Below are 21,696 nucleotides of genomic sequence, written 5' to 3' on the forward strand. Positions count from 1 at the left end.
GTTTCGGCAGCTCATGGAGCCGGCCGCTTGGCATCATCACGCGCCTTGAGCGCTGCGAGATTGGCCTCATGACTGGCGCGATCAATCCGGTAGAAATGGAGGAAGAGCGCGCCGGCGATATAAAGGACGGCGATGCTGGGAATATAGAGCGTCGCCAGCAGGTCGACCGAAGCCGGATCGACCTCACCCGGTTGGGCTCGCTCGGGAAGATCAACGATCGTCAGCAGGACGCCCGCCGCCATCAGGCCGAAGCCGGTGACGCACTTCTGCATGAAGCTGTTGGCCGCATAGAACAGCCCCTCGGCCCGCCGCCCGGTCTTGAGCGCGCTCGCATCGATCACGTCGCCGATCATGGCATGGACCAGGATGGCCGAGGAAATTGCGCACGCCGAGTACAAGGCGAGAATGCCGAACAAGGTAGGAAGAACACGCGGATCATCGTCGGCATAGAACAGGCCATTCAGCCTCAGGATGAACGGCAACGTCCCCAGAAAGATGGCAGCAATCGCCAGCCAGAACGCCGCATTCCGCTTGCCAAGTCGCTTGGCGATGATCGGTGCGAAGACCAGCGCCAGGACAGCCCCCATCAATGGCTCGGCGGACATAATCGCCATCTCGAAATTGTCGAAACCCCAGAACAGGGTCCCGAAATAGAGACTTAGAGCGGCCGCCATACCGATCGCAGTGTATTTGAGAAGGCCAAATCCGAGAATTGCGAGAAACGCCTTATTGCTGAAAGTCCGTCGCATCAGCATGAGTGTTTCCAGCGGATTCCGGCGCTGGGGTGGCGGAAGCTTCCGGAGATATTTGATGCGGTGATGGGTCCCCGCGGTCGAGATCATGACCGTGCCAAACATCAACACCGATCCGACAAGTCCGAACGTCCAGTATCCCACCGGATTGAGCTGACCGATCGGGTATTCAGCCGTTGGCGCCAGGAAGACTGCGAGGGCCAGGATCGACATCCCATAGCCACCGAGATAGCCGAAGAAATAGCGATAGCTCGCGATCAAGGTACGGTCGTCATAGTCACTCGACAGTTCAGGCGCGAGCGCCGAGCTGGGGATTTCGTAGAATGTGATGCAGGTCCGGACTGCCGAAGACAGGACAGCGAGATAGGCAAACAGGCCCCAACCGTCCAACGCCTCGGGCGGATGCCAGAGAAAGAAAAACGACGCCGCCGCGGGAATTGCCGACATGTACATGAGCGGGTGCCGACGGCCCCACTTCGTTCTCAAACTGTCGGAAAACTGCCCGACGATCGGATCGGAGATAGCGTCGAAGACGAGCGCGACCAGGATGGCGAGCGACACCATCGCCGCGTCAGCGCCAATCACGTAATTATAATACCACAGCAGATAGGCGCGAAAGGCGACGTCCTTGACGCCGTATGCCATCGACCCCACGCCATACAGCAACTTGGTGGCGTACTTTATCGGTGGCGCCGAAATGGGCGTCGCAGTTTCGGTCATTCATCCTCCCTCCGGGCGCGTCGTTTCGACGTCTGCCCCATGCCGCACTTGATGTCAGGACCGTCTCATTCTGCAGAGGAGACACTTCACTTTTTCATGCGTACGGTATGAGCATACTTGTTTTTTGAAAAGCGACAAGAGTCAGAGAATACAGGCGCTTTACGAGGTCTGACATTGTGAAAGTCGGTGCGACTGACCAAATTTGAGAAGCCGGTCCGGTTTTCTCTTGCCCTGCACCAGTGCAGGCGACTAGAACTTCATCACAATCCGTTGGCGCAGAGGAGAGAGTGGGCGCAAGCAAACAGTAATCTGCAAGCAAGGGATCCAACAAGCCGGGTCTTCGAAGCTGATAAGGTCGCGAGCCCAGATCCCGTCGTCATACCCTCCCCGAACGCTCCGTTTCCGCAATGAAAGAGATCCCACAATGCGTGATGCCGTCATCGTCTCCACCGCCCGCACCCCGATCGGCAAGGCCTATCGCGGCGCCTTCAATGCCACGCCGTCGCCGACCCTGTGCGGCCACGCCATCGCGTCAGCCGTCGAGCGCTCGAAAATCGATCCGGCTGAAGTCCAGGACGTGATCATCGGCGCCGCCCTGCAGCAGGGCGTGCAGCACACGATCGGCCGCACCGCCGCCCTGCGCGCCGGCCTGCCGGTCACGGTGGCCGGCCAGTCGATGGACCGCCAGTGCTCGTCCGGCCTGATGACCATCGCCACAGCGGCCAAACAGGTCATCGTCGACCGCATGGACGTCGTCGTCGCCGGCGGCGTCGAGTCGATCTCCATGGTCCAGACCAAGGAAATGCGCGTGCAGCCGGACCCGGAACTCCTGGCCATGCACAAGGACATCTACATGCCGATGCTGCAGACCGCCGAAGTGGTCGCCAGCCGATATGGCATTTCGCGCGAGCGCATGGACGAATACGGCCTGCAATCACAGCAGCGCACCGCCGCGGCCCAGGAGGCGGGCAAGTTCGACGATGAGATCGTGCCGATGAAATCGACCATGATCGCGGTCGACAAGGCGACCGGTGAGACCTCGCAGAAAGAGGTTTTCCTGGAAAAGGACGAGGGCAATCGTCCGGGCACCAATCTGGAAGGCCTGCAGGGCCTCAAGACCGTGATTGAAGGCGGCACCATCACCGCCGGCAACGCCTCGCAACTGTCCGACGGCGCCTCGGCCTGTGTGGTCATGGAAGCCGAACTCGCCGCCAAGCGCGGCCTCGCCCCGCTCGGCCGCTATATGGGCATGGCCGTCGCCGGCACCGAGCCGGACGAGATGGGCATCGGCCCGGTCTTCGCTGTGCCGAAACTGCTCGAGCGCTTCGGCCTCAAGGCGGACGATATCGGCCTGTGGGAACTCAATGAAGCCTTCGCCGTGCAGGTGCTGTATTGCGCCGACCGCCTCGGCATCCCGGCCGACAAGCTGAACGTCAATGGCGGCGCCATCTCGATCGGTCACCCCTATGGCATGTCCGGCGCCCGAATGGTCGGCCACGCCCTGATAGAGGGCAAGCGCCGCGGCGCCAAATACGTCGTCGTCACCATGTGCGTCGGCGGCGGTATGGGCGCTGCCGGCCTGTTTGAAGTGCTGTAGTCCACTTCCTCGCATCGCAAACGAAAAGGCCGCACCGGATCAACCGGCGCGGCCTTTTCATGTGACCGATTGGCCGGCGCGGCCAGGCCCTACTCGTCCCGCAGCCGGATCAGGCCTTCCTGCGCCGTCGAGGCAACAAGCCTGCCGTCACGCGTGAAGAGCTGACCGCGATTGAAGCCGCGGGCGCCACCTGACCATGGGCTGTCCGTGTCGTAGAGCAGCCAGTCACTCATATCGACGTCATCATGGAACCAGACCGCGTGATCGAGGCTGGCTGACTGCATCTTGCGGGTCATCCAGCTGACGCCGTGCGGCTGCATGCAGGTGCTCAACAGCGCCATGTCGGAGGCGAAGGCGAGGATGGCGCGATGCATGACCTGGTCGTCCGTGGCCAGGTCGGTGGCGCGGATCCAGATCTGCCGCTTGGGCTCGCGCGGGCGCGGGTCGATTGGCGACCAGGGATCGACCGGACGCATCTCGATCGGCCGCGGCCGTGTCATGAAGCGGTAGAAGGGCTCGGGAATCTGGTCCTTCATCTTGCGCAAAAGCTCGACCTCGGTCGGCAGGTCGTCAGGCATCGCGACATCACCAAGATCGAACTGGTGGGTCAGCCCCGCCTCCGGCTTCTGGAAGGAGGCCGTCATGTTGAGGATCGGCTTGCCGCGCTGCATGGCGATGACGCGGCGATTGGAAAAACTGCCGCCGTCATAATCACGCTCAACGCGATAGATGATCGGGAAGTCCTCATCCCCCGGCCGCATGAAATAGGCGTGCAGCGAGTGGATATGACGCTCGGGATCGACCGACGCCACGGCGGACTTCAACGCCTGGGCAATGACCTGGCCACCGAAAACCCGGCCCTGGCCACCGGGATTGCGACGCCCGCGATAGAGATCGACATCGATCTCCTCGACATCGAGAAGATGGACGAGACCGGCCGCCAGTTCGGCCGGGCTATAGTCCCGACGCTTCTTCTTTTCGTCTTGCGACGTGTCTGCCCCGTCCATGGTGGCACCCTCGGCTGAAACTTCATGCATGACGGCAAGTCTGGACCGCCGCCACACAAAATTCCAGCTTCCGGTACGGCCAGATGCAGATCAGGTCAGGACGCGACCAGGCGCAGCGACTTGGTCGGCGCATCCCAGGGCAGGTGCTGGGCGTTGAGGATGACCATATTGTCGCGGTTCACGATCTCCGGGCGGGCGTGATAGCCGAGCAGTTCCTTGACGTCCTGATCGGTATGGCGGGCCAGCATCATGGTTTCGTCGGAGGAGAAATTGGTCAGGCCGCGCGCGACTTCCTCGCCGCTCTCGGAATAGATGTGCAGCACATCGCCCTTGGTGAAGGCGCCATGAATCTTGACGATATCCTCATGGCTGACGCCGCTCGGACTGGTCGCCAGTGCTTCAGCGGCGGCATCATTGAGCACCAGGCTGCCGGCGCGCTGCAGGCGATTGGTGAGCCAGACCGCCCAGGACGAAGCCGGCGTACCCTTGGCAACGCATTTGGTGTGACGACGCTCGCCGGACAGCACCGCCGACACCGGACGGTCGATCGTGCCCTCGGCGATCAGCGTGGTGCAACCGGCATTCTGGGCCAGATTGGCCGCCTGGATCTTGGTCAGCATGCCGCCGGAACCGAGTGAACTCGTGCCCGAGGTCACTTCCAGATATTCGGTGACATCATCGATCGTCTCGACAAATTGCGCGTCGGGGTCGGACGGGTCGCGATCATAAAGGCCGTCAATACTGGTCAGGATGATCAGATGGTCGGCCTGGATCATCTGCGCCACCTTGGCGGCCAGACGGTCATTATCGCCAACCCGGATCTCCTCGGTGGTCACCGTGTCATTCTCGTTGACGATCGGCATGACATCACGCTCGAACAGGCGCTGGATCGTGTTCTTGGTGTTGAGGAAGCGACGGCGCTCCTCGAGGTCTTCCAGGGTCACCAGGATCTGGGCGATGTCGAAACCGTGTTCGTGGGCGACCTGCTTGTAGGCGTTGAGCAGCAGCGGCTGTCCGCACGCGGCGGCGGCCTGCTTGTCGAGCACGCCGGCATCTTCCGGTGAGGTCTTGATCGCGTTGAGACCGAGGGCGACAGCGCCGGACGAGGCCAGTACCACATCATGCCCCTCATCGCGCAGGCGCGCGATATCGGCCAGCAACTCGTTCATGAAGGCATAGCGAAGGGTCAGCCGGCTGTCATTGGCCAGAAGACTGGACCCGATCTTGACGACGATGCGTTTACGCTGGCTCACACGGTTCTCCTGTTTGGCGCGCCGACCTTTGTTGCGGCGCAAAACTTGAGCGCAAAATATTTAGCATTCGAAATTTTTCAACCCCAAAGCCCCAACTAAATCCCGCCGCCATGCCGTGGCACCAGCGTAGCATGCGTCATTTCTTATGCGACCACACCGACCTCACAGGCTGAACACGCACTCACATATATAATTTGAATTCGAAATTGTTTTTGCTATATACCGCCACAAGACAGGCTCGACCCGCCCCGGCGGATCGGGCATTTTCATGTGAGCACGGCCCAGCCATGACGGCGGGCAAACGCAAATGGAGCAGACGGCGCATGGACATACTCCTCATCGGTTGCGGCAAAATGGGCGGCGCGATGCTGCGCCGCTGGCTAGATGCCATGCCGGCCCGGTTCACAACGGTGAATCGGTCGGGCCGGGCCCTGCCCGCCGGTACGGAGCATGTCGACGGCGCCGACGCCCTGGCAGGGCGGCGCTTCGACGCCATCATCATCGCGGTCAAACCGCAACAAATCCCCGACGTGCTGCCGGACTATTCCGGACTGCTGGCCGAGGGCGGCTGCCTTGTCTCGATCGCCGCCGGGTTTTCCGTTGCCTCGATCGCGCGTGTGGTGGGCGACAAGCCCATCCTGCGCCTGATGCCCAATCTGCCGGCCCTGATCGGCCGCAGCGTCAACGGTCTTTACGCCAACACCGCCTGCGATGACCGCCATCGCGACCTCGGCGACCAGCTCGCCCGCACCACCGGCACCCCGGTCTGGCTCGACAGCGAGGACGAACTCGACCGCCTGACCGCTGTTGCCGGCAGCGGCCCCGGCTATGTCTTCGAAATCGCCCGCAGCTATATCGCCGCCGCCGAAAGCCTCGGCTTCTCGAAAGAGACGGCCCGCGCCCTGGTGCTGGAAACCATGGGCGGCGCCATCGAGATGGCAAGCCGGTCCGACCAAGACGTCGCCGAGTTGCGCAATTCGGTGATGAGCAAGAAGGGTACGACCGAGGCTGGCATCAATGCGCTGCGTCGCGACGGCCAACTCGAGACCCTCATGACCGAAACCGTCCAGGCCGCCTATGACCGGGCGGTCGAACTTCGCTAGTTGCCGGACGGCAACTTCTCAACAACACTCATACCCCAAGGAACCCATGTCAGATCGTATGCAAGCCTATATCGAACAACTCGGCCGTCAGGCCCGTGCCGCCGCCCGCGTTCTCGCGACGGCGTCCACGGAGCGCAAGAATGCAGCGCTGGTCGCTGCGGCGGCAGCCCTGCGCCTGCGGGCCAACGACCTGCTCGAGGCCAACCGCATCGATGTTGACAGCGTCAAGCAGGCCGGCAAGCCGGATGCCTTCATCGACCGGCTGATGCTGGACGGTGAGCGCATTGAAGGCGTCGCCAAGGCCGTGGAGTCCATCGCCACCCTGCCCGACCCGGTCGGTCGGGTCCTGGCCCAGATCGACCGCCCCAACGGCTTGCGCATCGAACGTGTCGCCGTGCCGCTCGGTGTGATCGGCATGATCTATGAGTCCCGTCCCAATGTTGGCGCCGATGCCGGCGCCCTGTGCCTGAAATCCGGCAATGCCGTGATCCTGCGCGGCGGCTCGGAAAGCCTCAACTCGACCCGCATCATCGTCGATTGCATGAAGGAAGGCCTGCGCGAAGCGGACTTGCCGGAAGACTCAATCCAGATGATCGACACCTCGAACCGGGACGCGGTGAAACATCTTCTCCAGTGCACCCAGTTCGTCGACCTGGTCATTCCGCGCGGCGGCAAGGGCCTTGTTTCCCTGGTCCGTGATCAGGCGCGCGTGCCAACGCTTTTGCACCTGGACGGCAATTGCCACACCTATGTCCATGCCGAGGCCGATCTCGACAAGGCCGTCGCCATTGTCGAAAACGCCAAGCTGCGCCGAACCGGTATTTGCGGCGCCACGGAAAGCCTGGTGATCGACGAGGCCGTGGCCGCCGATCTCCTGCCGCGCCTGGTCGATCGCATGAGCAATTGCGAATTCCGCGGCGACGACGCCGCCATGACGATCGATCCGCGCATCAAGCCGGCCAGCGAGGACGACTGGTATACCGAATATCTCGACGCCTGCCTGTCAGTGAAGATCGTCGACGGGCTGGAGACGGCCATCAATCATGTTGCCACCCATTCCTCGGCCCATACCGATGCCATCATCACCGAAAACGCCGACGCGGCGGCCTGTTTCCTGGCGATGATCGACAGCGCCGTGGTGATGCACAATGCCTCGACCCAATTCTCCGACGGCGGCGAGTTCGGCATGGGAGCCGAGATCGGCATTGCGACCGGCAAGATGCATGCGCGCGGCCCGGTCGGACTGGAACAGCTCACCTCGTTCAAATACCTGGTCCATGGTGAGGGGCAGACGCGTCCCTAAGCCGGTCGCGGTGATCCCGGCCTGCACCCTTGAGCCGAACGCCGAACCACTTGATCTTCCACCTTTCGTTTCGCTGAACCCAAGGCAAGTCCATGGATATTGAAGCCCTTATCTCACTGGCGCTCTACTTCGTCCTGATGATGGCGATCGGCTTTTATGCCTATCGCAAATCCACCGATGACGTGTCCGGCTACATGCTGGGCGGACGCCAGTTGCACCCCGCCGTTGCCGCCCTGTCGGCCGGCGCGTCGGACATGTCCGGCTGGATGCTGATGGGCTTGCCCGGCGCCATCCTGCTGACCGGCCTGTCGGAAAGCTGGATCGCCATCGGCCTGATGATCGGCGCCTATTTCAACTACAAGCTCGTGGCGCCGCGCCTGCGCGTCTATACCGAGGTGGCGGACGACGCGATCACCATTCCGGACTATTTCGAAAAACGCTTCGCCGACAATTCGCGCCTTTTGCGCGTGATCTCGGCCATCGTCATCGTGGTCTTCTTCACCATCTACACCTCGGCCGGCGTGGTTGCCGGCGGCAAGCTGTTCGACGCCTCCTTCGGGCTGGACTATCGGATGGGCCTGTTCCTGACCGCCGGTGTGGTGGTCGCCTACACCCTGTTCGGCGGCTTCCTGGCTGTCAGCCTGACCGACTTCGTGCAGGGCGTGATCATGTTCATCGCCCTCATCCTGGTGCCGGTGGTGACCATCATGCAGCTGGGCGGGTTCGGCCCGACGATCGACGCGCTGAGCACGCTCAGCGTCGATGTCGGCGGCTGGGACAAACCCTATCTCTCGATGATCCCGCAGGAAGGGCTTGCCCTCGCCGTGGTCGGCATCATCTCGACCATGGCCTGGGGCCTGGGCTATTTCGGCCAGCCGCACATCATTGTGCGTTTCATGGCCGTGAAGTCGCTCAAGGACGTCAAGGTCATGCGGCGTATCGGCATGAGCTGGATGCTGATCACCGTGGTCGGCGCCGTTCTGACCGGCGCCGCCGGCCTCGCCTATGTGAAGAGCCAGGGAATCCAGACGGCCGACGGGTTGAATGTGGCCCGCGTCGTCGAAGCGCCCGGCGATGCCACAACCACGATGGGCGATCTGGAAAACATCGACACCAACGGTGCCTTTGCCGATGGCGATGTTGTTCTCGGCGATCAGGAAACCATCTTCATCCTGCTCTCCCAGGTCATTTTCCACCCCTATATTGCCGGCTTCCTGCTGGCCGCCATCCTGGCCGCGATCATGAGTACGATCTCGTCCCAGCTTCTGGTCTCATCGAGCTCGCTGACCGAGGACTTCTACAAGATCTTCCTGCGACGCGGCGCCAGCCAGAAGGAATTGGTCCTGGTCGGCCGGCTGTCGGTGCTGGCCGTGTCGCTGGTGGCGATCGGACTGGCCTTCAATCCGGACAGCAACATCCTCGGCCTGGTGTCGAACGCCTGGGCCGGTTTCGGGGCTGCCTTCGGCCCGGTCATCCTGGTCAGCCTGTTCTGGCGCGGCATGACCCGTCTGGGCGCCATCTCCGGCATGATCGCCGGCGCGGTGACCGTGCTGGTCTGGATCTACGGCCTGCAGCTCTCCGGTGTGATGTACGAGATCGTGCCGGGCTTCATCGCCTGCCTGGTGACGCTCTATGTGGTCTCCAAGGCCACCGCCAAGCCGGGACCGGAGGTGACCGACTATTTCGACGAGATGCACAAGCGCGTCAAAGCCGGATAGCCGGATCACAAAACGGCAAAAGAAAAGCGGCGGCCCATCGGGTCGCCGCTTTTTTCTTGGGCCGTCCGGTGATGGATATCAGGCCTTCATCGCCGCTGCGGCCGCCGCATTGGCCGTGATTGCGTCCCAGTCGCCGGCCTCGATCATGGCGCCGGTGGCGATCCAGGACCCACCAACGCAGACCACATTGGGCAGGGCCAGATAATCCGGCGCCATTTCGCGGGTGATCGAACCCGTCGGGCAGAAGCGGATATCGGGCAAAGGACCGGCGATGGATTTGAGATAGGGCCGCCCGCCCGCCTGCTCGGCCGGAAAGAATTTGAGCACGTCGAAACCGGCTTCCACGGCACTCATGGCCTCGCCCGCCGTGGCGACGCCCGGCAGGACCGGCAGGCCGGATCCCAACAGGGCCGGGATCAGTTCCGGCGACAGGCCCGGCGAGACCAGGAAGTCGGCGCCCGCCGCCATCGCGTCGGCGACCTGCTCCGGCGTGCGGATCGTACCCATGCCGATAATCAGGTCCGGCTCGGCGGACTTCATCGCAGTCAGCACGTCGAGGGCGGCCGGCGTGCGCATGGTCATTTCGATGACGCGCAAGCCCCCGGCCTTGAGGGCGCGGGCCAGCGGCGCGGCCTTGGCCACATCCCCCACGGTAAGAACCGGGATGACGCTGGCGGCGCGGACGAGGGTTTCAAGCGTGATGGTCATGAGTGGGATTGGCCCTGTTCTGCCAGCGCTGCCGCACCGCGCAGGGCGGCACCGTCGGACTGGATGAGACGGATCGGAATATCGGATACATAGCGCGTCATCGGGCCACGGCCCAGGAAACGCGACGTGAAGGCACTGGCCTCCAGCAGGGTGCGGATGCGCGGCAGGATGCCCCCGCCCAGATAAATCCCGGACCGCGACCCTGTCAGAACGGCGACATCGCCGGCATAACCGCCGAGTGCTGCACAGAAAAACTCGACCACGCGGGCCCCCATCGAGTCGGGGTCGGCCAAGGCTTCGGCGGTGATATCCTCGGGCCGATAGCCGGGCCAGTTGTCGCCATCGATCTGGCACAGGGCGCGATGGATATTGACCAAGCCGCGGCCCGACAGGATGCGCTCCCAGGAGACAAAACCATATTCCCGCGCCAGTAGCCGACCGACCTCGATCTCGAGATCGGTGCGTGGCGCAAAGCCGGCATGCCCACCTTCAGTCGCCACGACTTTGACAGTATCGCCATCGGGCACCAGCAATCCCAGGCCCAGCCCGGTTCCCGGACCCAGCACGGCAATCGGCGTGCCGGGTATGGGGCGGCCATCGGTGATCTGGACGATGTCGGCGGTCGGGGTCAGCGGTGCGCCACGGGCCTGGGCCTCGAAATCATTGACCGCCATCAGGGTGGCCATGCCCAGCTCACCACCCAGCTCGTCGGGACGGAAGCTCCAGGTGGCATTGGTCAGCTGCACGCGGCCGGCGCGGATCGGCGAGGCAACGGCGAAACAGGCTCGACCCGGGCGGTCGCCATCACAGCTCTCCAGATAGGCCATGGCGGCATCGCGCAAATGCTCGAAATCCTCATTCTTGAGGCGGCGGACCTGGTCGAGATCAAAGCCACGCGAAACACTGCCGCGCGCAATGGCGAAACGGGCATTCGTGCCGCCGATATCGGCGACGAGATAGCTCGGTTCATGGCTCATTCGCGGCACGCCTGCCCCTGGATCTGTCTGTCCCGTCACCGCTGCACGCCCGGTGACCCCTCGTTCGGCATTCTCTATACGCGATATGTTACCCCTAACATAGACTCCGATTTCAGCGCGCTCGGTCTCTTGGAGGACAAAGGCCCGCCGCCCTGACAGGCGGCGGGCCGATGCTTTAGGTCATCGGGATTGCGATACGGGCCTATTCAAAGACGCGCAGCAGGTCGCTCGTCGAGCCACCTTCCTTGATCTCACGCAGACGCGCATAGACCAGGCCGGAAGCGATCAGGGTGATCGGCAAGGTGACGGCCTGGACAGCCGAGGCCACGAGATTCAACCACCAGGGAGTCGCCGCCGCGATGGCGGCCGGATCGGTGCTTCCATCGACAACAGCCCCCAGATCAACGACCGTCGAGAAGATGACCGCCGAGTAGATGGCCGAAATGATCCATGTCAGCACCATGATCACAAGGATGACGCCGACGATGGCCCAACGATAACCCTTGGTCAGGTCCTCGCTGCGACCGAGCGCCGAAAAGCCAGCCTTTTCAAACACGATCGCCGGCACATAGACATAGAGCAGGGCCAGGACATAAAGGCCCGGCACGATCAGCAGGATGAAGCCGATCCCGGTCGCGATACCCGCCACGATGCCGAGAATGATGATCGGCAGGAAACCGGTCACCGCCCCGCGCAGGGCCGCGCCAAGCTGGGGTCCCTGACCGCCATTCAGGGAAATCGACATGCGCACGATGATGGCCTGGAGGAAGATGATCAGGATCATCGACAGGCCGGCAACCATGAAACTCTGTCCGAGCGTATCCAACGGATTGGTCGTACTCGCCATGAAATTGCGGTTGACCGGATCAATCACCAGCATGGTGAACAATGCGTAGGGCAGGAAAACCACCCCGAAGAATAGCGGAAAATTGCTGAAATAGAGCTTGAATGTGCCGCCAAGGATGCGGCCGATCCCAAGCTCTGCCTGCGTGGTCGGTGTTGGGTTTGTATCCGTCATATTGCCCCCCTTGTGGCGTCTTGAACGATTGATTGACTAGCCTGTGTCCATGTCACGATGATGCTTGTCGTCGCGGACATCACCAAAAATGCGCTTCTGTTCGAGGAAGGCCCGCTGCGCCGTATAGAAAGCGTGCAGGAACTCCGCCACCCGGCTGTCCGGGACCGGTTCTTCATAACCGATCTTGCGTCGGATCTGGGCCGCGACCTGGATCAGGCTGTCGCGACGGCGCGCATCCGAGCCGCGTGTCTTGGCCTCGGTGCGCAGCAGGCTTTCCAGCGTCTGCAGTTCGAACCGCCCATAATGTTCCAGCTGGGCCGGCGTGAAGTCGAAAACATTTGCTGATACTGAGGTCGATAGGTCGGGCAGGAGCACCGATTTCGGCCGCACCATGACATAGGTGTTGGCGATCAGATCGCCCAGGCGCTGCCGCTTCTTGCTGGCCAGTGGCACGATCAGGACAACCAGTATCCAGGCGAGCAGTACCAGGTTCCAGAACAGATCGAGACCGCCGGAGACCAGCAACAAGGTGCCCGGCATGAAGATCTCGACCTCCTTCATCAGATTGCGCGCGACCACCGCATGGGTGGTCAGGCCGCGCCCGTCGGCGCCGAGCACGCGCAGCCCGGTGGCCCGCTTGCCGATGGTCTGACCATTCCAGAACAATTCGGTGAGGATGTAATAGGGCGCCCGGATCATCAGCATCAGGATCGCGGCGAGCGAATTGACAACAGGCGCGATGTCGAAGGGCAGGAAGGCCAGCACGATGATGATCGCCATCATGACCACGACCGTGATCAGGATATCCAGCAATTGCGCCCCGAAACGGCCTGCCAGACCCGCCACTTCGAAACGGATCGGCACCCCTTCCGGCGGAATGAGATCGAACCAGCGACGACTCTTTTCGAGACGGCGGGCGATCTGCGCCGGCGTTTCCGTGTGCGCCATCAGCCCGTCCTCCGGCGCGCCAGCAGAAACCAGGCCAGCCACAGGACGCCAATCCCCCAGCCGATGAGGATTCGTAGCGTCGTGTCGGTCACCAATTGCCGGGCAAAGCCTTCCAGCAATCCGGCGACCAACAGCATCAGCGAGGCAATCAGGGCCAGTTTGACGGCATCCTTGGATGCCATCCGCAGCGAGTCCTTGCGGGTCATGCTGCCGGGAAACAACAGCGCCAGGCCGAGCCGGAAGCCGCCGGCCGCCGCCAGGGCAAGGGCCGACAATTCGGTCACGCCGTGGATCGAGAGCCAGCCAAACAATTCCAGCGCCAGGCCGCGATCCGCATAAAGCCCCCAGAAGGCGCCAAGGATGAGGCCGTTATAGATGGTCAGCAACAAGCTCGGAACACAGGCAAAGACCCCCAGCGCGAAGGAGAAGAGGGCCACCCGTGTGTTGTGCGAGAACAGCGAGGCGGCAAACACGCCCAGCTGGCCGATCAGATTGGCTTCAGTGGAGAACAGGCCGGCCCGCAAGGTCTCGGTGCTGGCACCCGGTCCGCGTTCGCCAGCCAGTTCGCCGGGCACGAATGTGTAGAACCAAGCCGGGTCTTGCGCGAACAGGTTGGCAGCGACCCAGCTGCCCAAGAAGAGGGCGAGAAAGGCCATCAATATGACCCCGCCCGAGCGCCGGACCGCTGCCGATGCCGAACCGCCGAAGAAGCGACCGACCACGCCGGACAGGCTGTCCTGCGGCGCATAGACCGACAGGAAGGCTCGTGCGACCAGCGATTCCAGATAGATCAGCAGATTCTTGTCGAGCGAGATATCGCGCGCCACCGACAATGACGTCGCCGCCTTGCGATAGAGTTCGGCCAACGCGCGCGACTCGTCGAAACTGAGCCGGTGGCTGCCCCGGCTTTCGACCCGTTTGATCAAGACCTCAAGCGCCCGCCAATCGGCTTCGCGCTCGGCCCGGAAACGGGTTGACCGGATCGGTTGGACCTCGCTCATGCGACCTCCCGCGCCTTGAGATCGAGATAGGTCGATACCAGTCTCGGGGTCAGCTGGTCGGGCCGGACATCGAGCACCATGACACCGAGCTGGCCAAGGCGTTCGATGACAATGCGGCGGTCCCTAAGAATGTCGGAGGCCGAGACCGACTCGGCGGCGATATCCAGCGATGCAACCGGCTGGCGTGCCTGGTCCTCGGTGGCCGGGTCGCGCAGCGCGATGAAGATGACCAGGTGATCGCGTGACAGGCGGCCGAGATGCTCGACCATGAGTTCCGACGTGGTGGTGTCGACGAAGTCGGAGAAGATGATCACCAGGCTGCGACGGCGCAGGCGGGTCTGCAGGGTCGCCAGCGCCAGGGTCGGATTGCTCTCGGCGCTTTCATAGCTCAGCTCGGCGAGCGCCCGGCGCAGTTTGGGGAATATCTGGCGGCCCGGTTCCGGCGGCATCCAGCTGTGCGGGCGCGCGTGATATGTATAGAGGCCGACCCGGTCGCCACCGACCGCCGCGGCCCAAGCGGTCGCAAGCGCGGCGTTGATGGCGTGGTCGATCTTGGGCAGGCCATCGATCACCTCGCGCATGAGATAGCCATGGTCGAGCGCGATGATGATGTTGTGATTGCGTTCGGCGCGCGTCTCCTTGGACAACATGCGGCGCTGCCGGGCCGAGCGTTTCCAGTCGACACGGCGCAGGCTGTCGCCGGGCACGTATTCGCGCAGCTGGTGGAATTCCGACCCCTCACCTTCGGCGAAAGACTCCTTTTGCCCGTGCATGCTGGTGCGCACGGCGAGATCGATCTGGCCCTGGGTCACCGGGCGGATATCCGGCAGGATGGTCACCGACCGGCCCAGCTCGCTCCGTGGGATAAAGTCGAAAAAGCCGAAACGTGACGGCCAGTTGAGCCAGACATGTCCGAGTGGCCAAGCGCCACGGATCCGGCCTTCCAACGGCAGGTCGAGCACACGCTCACCGCTCCCGGCACTCAGCTTGGCAGGCCCGGACAAACCGTCGGGCCAGTCAAAATGCGCCACCATTCCCGGCGGCGCCGACGGGAGAATATGCAGCCGGAAGACAGCGGTCTGACCGGCGAACACCGCATCCGGCCCCTCCAGCTCCAGACGCCGGCGGCGGTGGACACTGCCAGCCAGGTCCAGCGCCATCAGCGAACCCAGCGCGATCCACGGCATGGCCAACAGGCTGCCATCACCGGCCGCAAAGGGCAGCAGCAGACCGGTCAGCCCGAGGGCGATCAGGGCCGCCCACAGCAATCGCCGTGTTGGTCGCATCAGCGCGGCACCTCGATCCGCGTCAGGATCGCCTTCAACACATCATCCGGTGTCCGCCCCTCGATTTCAGCCGTCGGCCCCAGCTGGATGCGATGGCGCAAGGTCGGCAGGATCAGCGCCTGGACATCATCGGGAATGGCATAGTCGCGGCCTGCCAGGGCGGCACTCGCCCGCACGGCGGCGGCCAGCGTGTCGGCGGCCCGTGTCGACGCGCCCTCACGGACATCGCCATCGGTTCGGGTCGCACGAACGAGGTCGAGGATATAGGCCAGGATTTTCTCATCCAGCCGGATGGCGTCGACCAGGGCATGGGCGGCGTTGACATCCTCGCCGGAAATCACGCGTTCGATCCCCGCCGTACGGGCGTCGAAATCGAGCGGCTGCAAGGCGTGGCGTCGCAGGATTTCCAGCTCGTCCTCACGGTCGGGGAAATCAAGGACCAGCTTGAACATGAAGCGGTCATTCTGGGCTTCCGGCAGCGGATAGGTGCCTTGCTGCTCGATCGGGTTCTGGGTGGCAATGACGTGGAAATGCCCGCCAAGCGGATGGTCGACACCGTCGATGGTGACCGTGCGCTCATTCATCGCCTGCAGCAGGGCAGCCTGGGTCTTGGGCGGCGCACGATTGATCTCGTCGGCCAGCAGGATGTCGGTAAAGACCGGCCCGCGCACCAGGCGGAATGTGTTCGAGCTGAAGTCGAACAGGTTGGCGCCCAGGACATCGCCCGGCATTAGGTCCGGGGTGAACTGGACCCGTCCGAAATCAAGCGAGAGCGCCGACGCAAAACTGCGCGCGAGCAGGGTCTTGGCCGTACCCGGCGGGCCTTCCAGCAAGACATGGCCGCGGGCGAAGACCGCGGTCAGCAATTGGTCGATCACATGATCCTGGCCGTGGACGGCCTTGCGGATTTCGGCGCGCAGCGTCTCGGCGCGCTCGGCAAATTGTTCGAGGGTCAGGGTCATGCGAGCTCCAGGGCCTGTTGGTAGACGTGTTCGACATCGGCGAGTGCGTCGATGGCCACGTCCTGGCGGATGCGGTCGGGCAGTGCGTCTGCGCGGTCAAAGATATCAGTGAGGCGCGCCGCCAGCTCCCGGTCCTTCAGACGCAGGAGCGCAACGGTGCGCTGGAAGGCGTGGCCGGTACGGCGTTCACGGCCCAGCCAAGCCTTGGCAAGCGCTTGCCGGCGATTGGCGACCAGGGTGCGGATCAGGGCGCCATCGGCTTGGGCATTTCGCATCAGGCGGGCTTGGGCACGCAGGGCCACCTGGCGGGCGGCACCATGGCCATGCTCAAACACGGCGATCAACGGGCGGCCGCGCAGCCCGGCGCGCCACAGAAGCAGGACGAGCAGGCCGCCACCGGCCAGCCAGAGCCAGGTGAAGGGCGGCTCGAACATGCGGGCCATATCGGCCCAGCTGCGCTGATGCTCATCCGGCGTGGCAGTGAGGAAAACCGCGGTGGAATAGTCGACCAGCACGTCACCGCCATCGGCCAGACGCCGCACCAGCTGGCGCGCCAGATCCGCATTGCCGGCCTGGGTGAGGCCGTGATTGTTCAGGAGGTCGGGATCTGACAGCACCCAATAGGACAGGTCGTCAAACTCGCAGCGGCCAAGCAAAGCGCGCTCGGGCACGCCGATCAGGGCCTCACAGCCCTCCGGCAGGGTCATCCATTGCGGTGCATAGAGCCGTGCCATGCCGTCGGCGAAGCCCGACACGTCAAGGGTTTCCCAGCCTGTGTCCCCAATCGCCAGCAATTCGGGCTCGACGTAGATCACCGGTTGCGAGTGACGGTCTTCGTCGGCGTCGGGCCGGCCAAAACGGGTTTGCGACCCTTCGTCGGGCGATGGGTCAGAAGCCGCAGTGTCCGCTTCGGCGGCGTCTGTACCAGCATCCGCAGTGTCGGCATCGGCAGCATCAACCTCCGATGCAACCGGATCTGCCGCGCCGCGCTCCCGGGCAATCAGGAATTCCGGGTGCGTCACGCCCACCAGGCGGACCCCGTCGCGCCATTTCGGCAGAACGACCAGGGTCGGCAATGTCTCCGCTTTCATCGTGACGACATGGCGAAACATGTTGCGCTGGGTGTCGGCGAGATAAGCGCCCTCAGGCTCGAAATTGCGGCCGCCGAACGCGTCCAGATCGGTATCATAGAGCGGCAGGATGCGAAGGCCGACACCATCGCCGGACAACGGTCCCCGCCCCAGAAAGCGGCGCGTATCCATGCCATCTAGCGCCAACCAGACAACCAGCCCATCAAAACCAAGCGCGCTGTGCTCCAAGGCCGGTGCACGGTCCTGACGCGCGAGCATCCAGGCCGCCGTGACAGTCACCGCTGCGAGCAGGCCAAGGGCGAGCCAGTTGACGACATTGCGTTGCCCCCCGGCGCCCGTCATGACACCGCCGCCCCGGCACCGAGAACCAGCCGGGCGTCGGCGATGAGTCCGTCCAAGCCATCCTGTTCGATCGGGCGTCCGGCATAGCGGACCTGTTCGGCGATCTGCACCAGGCGCGCCACCTTGTCGTAATGACCCCAGTCGCGTGGCAGGCGGCGCAGTGCTTCCCGGGCCGTCTCGCTGCGACGGAGGACGGAGCCGGTGGCCTCGGCCGCGGCCACCAGAACCAGGCGCTGCAAGGCGCCCAGCGCCTTGGCCGCATCGGCGAGCCTGGCGATCTCCTCAAGGCTCAAGAGCGGCAATTCCCCGGCCGGCAGGCCGCCCTTGCCCGGACCGTCATGGTCACCGACCGCCGCAACCTGGCGCGTGGCGACCCGCAGGCCGGCCCCGTGACGAATGGCGAGATAGACAATGTAGGCGAGGACCCCGACCGCCAGCCCGATCACCACCCACTTGATCACCATCACCATGGTCAGGCCCGCGAGCCAGGGGAAGGACATGCCGATGTCGTCGGACGGATCGGGCAGGTCTGCGAGCGCGCGCCAATCCGCCTCGGCATCCAGATAATCAAGCTCCACCTGCAGACCCCGCGACCGCGCGAGATCCGCATAGTCACCGGTCAGCGCGGCGGCGCCCTCGGTCGATGGCCCCGCCAGCGTCTGCCATGTCCACATCACCAGGACGGTCAGGCCGATCACTGCCAGGAGCCACAACCAGGATCGCAGCCGGGATGCTGTTCGCGACGCCGTATCGGGGCGGGGCGAAGACGCCATCAAACACAAACTCCGAGAGGTTGCACACAGCCGCCAAAGCAGCCGGAGGGAAGGTTAGTCACCCCCGTCACACCGGGCAAGCCTGATTGGCCCGCAACAAGGCCTCCAGCCGGCCGCGCGCCGTCGCCGCGAAGCCGAAAGGTGATGCCGGATTGTCGAGTTCGGCATAGCACTGGACGAAACCATCAGTACCGCGCGCGGAAAAAACCGGTGCGAAATCGGCAACGCCATCGCCGAGCCCGGCCATGGCGCCGTCCGGATGATAATCCTTGATGTGGCACAGCGGGAAACGTTCCGGCGCCTGGGCGACCAGGGCCGCCGGATCCTGTCCAGCCGCTTGAGCCCAATAAGTGTCGATTTCGAAGGATACCAAAGCCGGGTCACACCGCGCCTGCAGGACGGCCCATGGCGTTTGCCCGGATGGGGCGTCCGTACCGGCTGCGTCGGCAAACTCGAAATCATGATTGTGATAGGCGCAGCGCAAGCCGGACAAGCGACACGCCTCGCCCAACCGGTTGAGGATATCGGCCCAGGCCTGCCAGTCCGACAGCGAGGTCCGGTCCTGCGGCGGGATCCAGGCGATCACCAGATAATCATGCCCGGCTTCGGCGCCGGCCGCGACGATGCGGGCCGGATCATTGCGGGCTTGGCGGGCATCGACATGGGCGCTGGGCGAGACAAGTCCGGTCGCCGCAAGAAGGCTGGCAATCCCGGCCGGCGCCTGATCGAAATAGCCCGCGAATTCAACGGCGCCATAGCCCATCCCCGCAACCCGCTCCAGGGTCTGCGGCACCGAAACGGCCATGGCCTCGCGCACCGAGTAAAGCTGCAAGCCGGCGCGCACCGGCGCGCAACCAGTGAGCGGCTGGCAGGCACCAAGGGCGACCGCGCCGGCCTGCGCGAGCAGGGTCCGGCGAGACAGTCGGGCAGTTTCGATCACAGGCATCACACCCCTCCCGGCCCGATGATTCCCGACACCGGACCGACACGGCAAGCCTGATCCTAGCGCGGCTGCGAAATGGCCGGCAGGTCCGTGAATGGCTGGATCCCGAATTCCGGATAAATCTCCGTCGGATAGTAGAAGACCCCATTGGCAGAGACGAGCGCGATCGTCTTGAGCTCCCTGAAGTCGACGGTCGGATCGCCCGGGACCAGGAAGAAGTCAGCCAGCATGCCCGGTGCAATCGTGCCGAGTTCGTCATCGACGCCGAGATATTCGGCCATGCCATGACCACCCCAGGCGATGATCTCGGCCGGGGTCATGCCGATATTCTGATAGAGTTCCAGTTCACGGTGATAGGCGAAAGACCCACCCAGATCGGTGCCCGGCACGATGAAGATACCGGCCTCGCGCATCATCCTCAGGGTTTCGGTGATCTGGTCGAACGCGCCGCGATAATTGGCATCATCCTCGGGCGTCGCGATATCGGCCCAGGCACTGCGGGCGCCGCGCTGGGTATCGACCGGCATATTGTCGATATAATCGACCACGCCCGGCGAGACCTCGCCATTGCGCGACAGGAGCAGGGCTTCATGAATGGCATAGGTCGGATCGACCGCCGTGCCATTGGCTGCCATCGCCGCAATGGTTGCCTGTACCGCTTCACTGTTGAGATCGAGGGCCGGCAGGCGGCGCAACGCGGTGAGACGCAGCAATGAGCGCGTATCCTCGCCTTCCTCGAGCACCCAACCCAGCATGATCTGGTTGATATGGGTCATCTCGTCATAGCCGGCCGCAATCATCGAATTGGCATTGGTGAAGGCCGGAACATGGCCGGCAACGCGCAGACCATTGGCGTGAGCCGCCTCGATAACCGCCGGAACCCAGTCCGGATTCATCGAGTTGTAGACTTTCACCTGGATGAAATCGCCGCTCGCCGCATAGGTCTCAACGGCGGCCACAGCCTCCTCCTCGCTGGCGACGAGAATGCCGTTATTGGAACTGAACGGGCTGCGCCCCTCGATGAAGCCGCTGCGGTGGACACGCGGCCCGGCGACTTCGCCCGCCTCGATCCGTCCGATCAACTCATCAAGAACGGCATTGTTATTGCCCATGTCACGAACGCTGGTGACACCGGCGGCAATGTTCAGGAAAGCGCTGGTCTCGCCCATATGGGCATGCATTTCGAACAGGCCCGGGATCAATGAGCCACCGGCCCCGTCAATCTCCGTCTCGCCGGCCTGCGTCGCCACATCCAGCGTATCGATCGCGGTGATGTGCTCGCCCTCGACAACCACCGAAACCGGCTCGCCCAGGCTCAGTGTTTGCGGGTCAAAAACGCGGACATTGCGGATGCGCACCGGCCCGTCATAGTCATGCGCGACCCGCGCCTGGATTTCGGAGAAGCGACTCGCGCCATAGCCTGCGGCCAGGGCACGCAAGCGCTCATCCTCACCTTCATACCCGGCTTCCAGGATGGCAAAACCCGGCGTGATCAGGCCGAAGAAGGCGCGATCATCCATCAGGAAATAGGTCGGGTTCTCGCTGGTTCCGGACAGGGCATAGGTCGTGACATCGCGACTCGCCTCGCCATTGCTCACCGTGAGCTGATCAATCGCGGTCAACCGCAGCTCGCCGCCGGGCAGGGCCGGGATCGTCATGTCGTCACGCGCCATCAGGGCCCGCGCGGCAATGGCGAGCCAATAGGGGCTGGCGTCTTGCGGCACATAGAAGGCGTCGCCCTCGGGCAAGGCCTGATCGCTGCCGGTGGCGTCCTGCCAGCGCGCCTCGCTGTCGACATAGGCATAGCTCTCGTCAATCGGATTGCCGAAGGTCGAAGCGCCGGAGATCGTCCAGTCGACCGGCAGGCCGGCCTCGTCCAGCGCGATGCTTTCGGTGATGGTCGGGCCGCGGCCGTTATTGCGGTATTCGTACTCGACCGCATAGCCGTCTTCGGAGGGCAAAATCTCCAGGGCGCCGATCTCGGTTCCGCCGACCAGGATGGTGAAGCGCCCGGCTTCCGGGGCGCTCTCGCTTATTGCTGTGCCCGACCCCGCATCGGCGCCGGTCGGGCCGGTTTCGGTCGGTTGGCTACAGGCGGCCAAGGCGGCGGCCAGGACCAGGCTGGCCCAGATCGGCTTGGTGGTGACGCTCATCGATTTCTCCCCCGAAACACTGCGTTGCCAGACAGGTAGCA

18 protein-coding genes are annotated in these 21,696 nt (G+C 63.7%); 4 read left to right on the top strand and 14 right to left on the bottom strand.

Annotation, left to right across the window (positions count from 1 at the left end):
- Positions 1–11 precede the first annotated feature (11 nt).
- A complete protein-coding gene (locus AWH62_RS15985; RefSeq protein WP_075191494.1) occupies positions 12–1,472 on the bottom strand; it encodes an MFS transporter in 1,461 nt (486 codons plus the stop codon).
- A 424-nt stretch (positions 1,473–1,896) separates the two neighbouring features.
- Between AWH62_RS15985 and AWH62_RS15990 the strand changes: the two genes are divergently transcribed.
- Positions 1,897–3,069: an acetyl-CoA C-acyltransferase gene (locus AWH62_RS15990; RefSeq protein ID WP_075191495.1), complete on the top strand. Its 1,173-nt coding sequence runs from the start codon at positions 1,897–1,899 to the stop codon at positions 3,067–3,069.
- Between the two features lie 89 nt (positions 3,070–3,158).
- On the opposite strand, the gene AWH62_RS15995 is transcribed toward AWH62_RS15990, so the two are convergent.
- Positions 3,159–4,076 (bottom strand): acyl-CoA thioesterase II, encoded by a 918-nt coding sequence (locus AWH62_RS15995; RefSeq protein WP_075191599.1) that lies wholly within the window; start codon positions 4,074–4,076, stop codon positions 3,159–3,161.
- A gap of 95 nt (positions 4,077–4,171) precedes the next feature.
- Positions 4,172–5,329, bottom strand: coding sequence for a glutamate 5-kinase (gene proB, locus AWH62_RS16000; protein WP_075191600.1), 1,158 nt, complete (start codon positions 5,327–5,329; stop codon positions 4,172–4,174).
- 323 nt (positions 5,330–5,652) lie between these two features.
- Between proB and AWH62_RS16005 the strand changes: the two genes are divergently transcribed.
- The 3 genes from AWH62_RS16005 (at position 5,653) to AWH62_RS16015 (ending at position 9,453) form a co-directional block, all read left to right on the top strand.
- A complete protein-coding gene (locus AWH62_RS16005) occupies positions 5,653–6,432 on the top strand; it encodes a pyrroline-5-carboxylate reductase (protein WP_075191496.1) in 780 nt (259 codons plus the stop codon).
- A 46-nt stretch (positions 6,433–6,478) separates the two neighbouring features.
- On the top strand, positions 6,479–7,735 hold the full coding sequence (locus AWH62_RS16010) for a glutamate-5-semialdehyde dehydrogenase (RefSeq protein ID WP_075191497.1): 1,257 nt from the start codon (positions 6,479–6,481) through the stop codon (positions 7,733–7,735).
- Between the two features lie 92 nt (positions 7,736–7,827).
- Complete coding sequence (locus AWH62_RS16015) at positions 7,828–9,453, top strand: sodium/solute symporter (protein WP_075191498.1); 1,626 nt, start codon at positions 7,828–7,830, stop codon at positions 9,451–9,453.
- 78 nt (positions 9,454–9,531) lie between these two features.
- On the opposite strand, the gene eda is transcribed toward AWH62_RS16015, so the two are convergent.
- The 11 genes from eda to AWH62_RS16070 form a co-directional block, all read right to left on the bottom strand.
- Entirely contained in the window at positions 9,532–10,161 is a 630-nt protein-coding gene (eda, locus tag AWH62_RS16020) for a bifunctional 4-hydroxy-2-oxoglutarate aldolase/2-dehydro-3-deoxy-phosphogluconate aldolase (RefSeq protein WP_075191499.1), read from the bottom strand.
- Positions 10,158–11,138, bottom strand: a complete 981-nt coding sequence (glk, locus tag AWH62_RS16025) for a glucokinase (RefSeq protein WP_075191500.1) — start codon at positions 11,136–11,138, stop codon at positions 10,158–10,160. Before glk ends, eda begins: the two co-directional genes overlap by 4 nt.
- Positions 11,139–11,340: 202 nt before the next feature.
- Positions 11,341–12,156: a hypothetical protein gene (locus tag AWH62_RS16030; RefSeq protein WP_075191501.1), complete on the bottom strand. Its 816-nt coding sequence runs from the start codon at positions 12,154–12,156 to the stop codon at positions 11,341–11,343.
- Between the two features lie 36 nt (positions 12,157–12,192).
- Positions 12,193–13,104 carry an RDD family protein gene (locus AWH62_RS16035; protein WP_083635263.1) on the bottom strand — a complete coding sequence of 304 codons (912 nt, stop codon included), beginning with the start codon at positions 13,102–13,104 and terminating at the stop codon, positions 12,193–12,195.
- On the bottom strand, positions 13,104–14,105 hold the full coding sequence (locus AWH62_RS16040; RefSeq protein WP_075191502.1) for a stage II sporulation protein M: 1,002 nt from the start codon (positions 14,103–14,105) through the stop codon (positions 13,104–13,106). The genes AWH62_RS16035 and AWH62_RS16040 overlap by 1 nt, the downstream gene beginning before the upstream one ends.
- Positions 14,102–15,391: a DUF58 domain-containing protein gene (locus tag AWH62_RS16045; RefSeq protein WP_075191503.1), complete on the bottom strand. Its 1,290-nt coding sequence runs from the start codon at positions 15,389–15,391 to the stop codon at positions 14,102–14,104. The genes AWH62_RS16040 and AWH62_RS16045 overlap by 4 nt, the downstream gene beginning before the upstream one ends.
- Positions 15,391–16,347, bottom strand: a complete 957-nt coding sequence (locus AWH62_RS16050) for an AAA family ATPase (protein WP_369823734.1) — start codon at positions 16,345–16,347, stop codon at positions 15,391–15,393. The genes AWH62_RS16045 and AWH62_RS16050 overlap by 1 nt, the downstream gene beginning before the upstream one ends.
- Positions 16,348–16,349: 2 nt before the next feature.
- Positions 16,350–17,786, bottom strand: coding sequence for a hypothetical protein (locus AWH62_RS16055; RefSeq protein WP_075191505.1), 1,437 nt, complete (start codon positions 17,784–17,786; stop codon positions 16,350–16,352).
- Entirely contained in the window at positions 17,783–18,559 is a 777-nt protein-coding gene (locus AWH62_RS16060) for a DUF4129 domain-containing protein (RefSeq protein WP_083635264.1), read from the bottom strand. Before AWH62_RS16060 ends, AWH62_RS16055 begins: the two co-directional genes overlap by 4 nt.
- A 67-nt stretch (positions 18,560–18,626) precedes the next feature.
- Positions 18,627–19,505, bottom strand: coding sequence for a sugar phosphate isomerase/epimerase (locus AWH62_RS16065; RefSeq protein ID WP_075191507.1), 879 nt, complete (start codon positions 19,503–19,505; stop codon positions 18,627–18,629).
- Between the two features lie 56 nt (positions 19,506–19,561).
- Positions 19,562–21,655 carry an amidohydrolase family protein gene (locus tag AWH62_RS16070; protein WP_075191508.1) on the bottom strand — a complete coding sequence of 698 codons (2,094 nt, stop codon included), beginning with the start codon at positions 21,653–21,655 and terminating at the stop codon, positions 19,562–19,564.
- Between the last annotated feature and the right edge of the window lie 41 nt (positions 21,656–21,696).

Source organism: Maricaulis sp. W15 (assembly GCF_001924955.1).
GTDB classification, from domain to species: domain Bacteria; phylum Pseudomonadota; class Alphaproteobacteria; order Caulobacterales; family Maricaulaceae; genus Maricaulis; species Maricaulis maris.